Consider the following 2,280-nt stretch of genomic DNA (forward strand, 5'->3'; position numbering starts at 1 on the left):
AGGGCCGCGTCCGCCGCGCCGCAGGCATCGAGGCCGGCGCGGCGGACGCGGCCCTGCGTGCCGTCGGCGACGGTGACGCGGCGGTCCCCGAGCCGACCCCCGCCCTCCCTCTCGGTGATCTCCGCCATGGCCTCGCGCGGGCCGCTCTGCGGCTGGACTCCCCCGCCCTGGAGCGGCAGTTGGCCGTAGTGGTGGACGCCTGCGGTGTAACCCGCGCCTGGGAGGAGGTCATTGCTCCCGTCCTGCACGCCGTGGGCCGTAAGTGGGCGTCCTCCGGGGAACGTTACGTGGAGGTGGAGCATCTTTTGTCGTGGCATGTGTCCACCGCTCTCCGTCGGCATACCCGTCCGGCGGTCGGGGCCGACCCCGTGGTTCTGGCCTGCGTGCCGGGTGAACAGCACACGCTTGCCCTGGAGGCTCTGCACGCCGCACTTGGTGAACGGGCCCTGCCGGTGAGGATGTTCGGTGCCGCTCTGCCCGTGCCGGCTCTCGCGGCAGCCGTGTCCCGGCTCGGACCGTCCGTCGTCGTCCTCTGGGCGCAGACCCGTTCGACGGCGGACCCGGCGTTGACCCGGCGGATCGCCCGCACCCGGTGGGGTGTGCGGGGCGCCCGCCGCGGCCCCCTCGTCGTCCTCGCCGGCCCCGGCTGGCTGGGCCGGGTGGGCGACGGGATGCTGTGGCCCGGCAGTCTGCGGGACGCGGTCGACGCGGTCAGTCGAGGCCGCGGGCCCGTCTGAAGCGGGCGAGGCCGAAGGGGAGGTCGACGATCGGGTCCGGGTAGTCGCCGATCGGCGCCCGGTCGAGGCCCTGGAGGCGCCAGGGTTCGTGCACCAACGGGCCCTGGACATCGGCGAGTTCGGGAACCCAGCGGCGGACGTACACCCCCTCGGGGTCGTACCGCTTCGCCTGGGTCACCGGATTCAGGACGCGGTTGGGCCGGGAGTCCGTGCCGGTGCCCGCCGTCCACTGCCAGTTGAGCTGGTTGTTGGCCACGTCCCCGTCGACGAGCAGCGACATGAAGTGGGCGGCGCCCACGCGCCAGTCGACGTACAGGGTCTTCGTGAGGAAGCTCGCGGCCAGCAGGCGCCCCCGGTTGTGCATCCAGCCCTCGGCCAGGAGCTGGCGCATCGCCGCGTCCACGACGGGGTATCCGGTACGCCCCGCCTTCCACGCCGCGATGTCGTCCCGCGCCTCCTTCCCGGTCCGCCAACGGTCTTGTTTCGTACGGTAGTCGGCGTGCGCGGCGTCGGGCCGGGCGGCGAGCACCTGCCGGTGGAAGTCCCGCCACGCGACCTGCCGGAGGAACGCCTCGGCGCCCGGTCCGGGTACCGTCCGCGCCAGGTGGACCAGCTCGACCGGCGAGAGCGTCCCGAAGTGCAGATGCGCGGAGAGCTTGGAGGTGGCGTCCCCGGCGAGGTCGTCGTGCCGCTCCTCGTACGCGTGCACCCCCGTACGCAGCCAGGCCGCGAGCCGTGCCCGTCCGGCCGTCTCCCCGCCGGTTCCGTCCCCCGGAGGCAGCGTCTCGGACTCGACGCCCTCGGGGACCCGTACGGTGCGCGGCGCGGCGAGCGGGTCGCGCAGCGGCGTGCGGGCCCAGTGCCGGTGGTACGGCGTGAACACGGCGAAGTGGTCCGACCCGGCGGGGAGGACCGCACCGGGGGCGACGGCCGCGTTCACCGCGTCATGGACGTGCAGCCGTCCCCCCAGCTCCCGCCGGAGCCGCTCCTCCCGGCGCTGCGCGAACCCACTCACGTCGGCCGCCACGTGCACCTGCCCGGCACCGGTCTCGGCGACGACCCGACACACCTCCTCGACGGCGTCCCCGCTGCGGACGACCAGCCGCCCGCCCCGCTCCCGCAGCCCGGCGTCCAGGTCGCGCAGGCAGTCCGCGAGGAACGCCTGCCGGCCCGGGGCCGTGAACCGGGGCTCGCGGACGAAGAGGGGGACGACCTCGCGGGCTCCGGCGAGGGCCGCCGTCAGCGGGGGATGGTCGTGCAGGCGCAGGTCGGAGGTGAACAGGACGACCGAGACGTTCATGGTGGGTGACTCCGGGAGCGGGACGGGATGCCTTCCACCGATCTCTTCCGCGGCGGGACGGTGTCCGGATGCTCCGAAAGGTCACACATTCCACGAGGAAGGCAGGAGGTCCGCCGGCAGCGGGTCCGGCCCGGCCCCGGGGTCGACGAGGTGCGCCACCAGCGCCGCCGTCGTCGCGGGCGGCGATCACGCGATGCTGCGCCGGTACCGCGTCTGGCAGCGGACGACGGCGGCGCTGGTGGC

Annotated in this window: 2 protein-coding genes; one reads left to right on the plus strand and one right to left on the minus strand. The window is 74.6% G+C overall.

Annotated features, from left to right (window positions below):
- Positions 1-737: B12-binding domain-containing protein (locus AOK24_RS46210; protein ID WP_107104027.1), on the plus strand; the 737-nt coding region annotated here is incomplete at its 5' end.
- Here AOK24_RS46210 and AOK24_RS22820 read toward each other — a convergent pair.
- Positions 712-2,037, minus strand: a complete 1,326-nt coding sequence (locus tag AOK24_RS22820; protein WP_055721933.1) for a cryptochrome/photolyase family protein — start codon at positions 2,035-2,037, stop codon at positions 712-714. The genes AOK24_RS46210 and AOK24_RS22820 overlap by 26 nt on opposite strands.
- Positions 2,038-2,280: the final 243 nt, after the last annotated feature.

The sequence above is a fragment of the Streptomyces niveiscabiei genome (assembly GCF_001419795.1).
GTDB classification, from domain to species: domain Bacteria; phylum Actinomycetota; class Actinomycetes; order Streptomycetales; family Streptomycetaceae; genus Streptomyces; species Streptomyces niveiscabiei.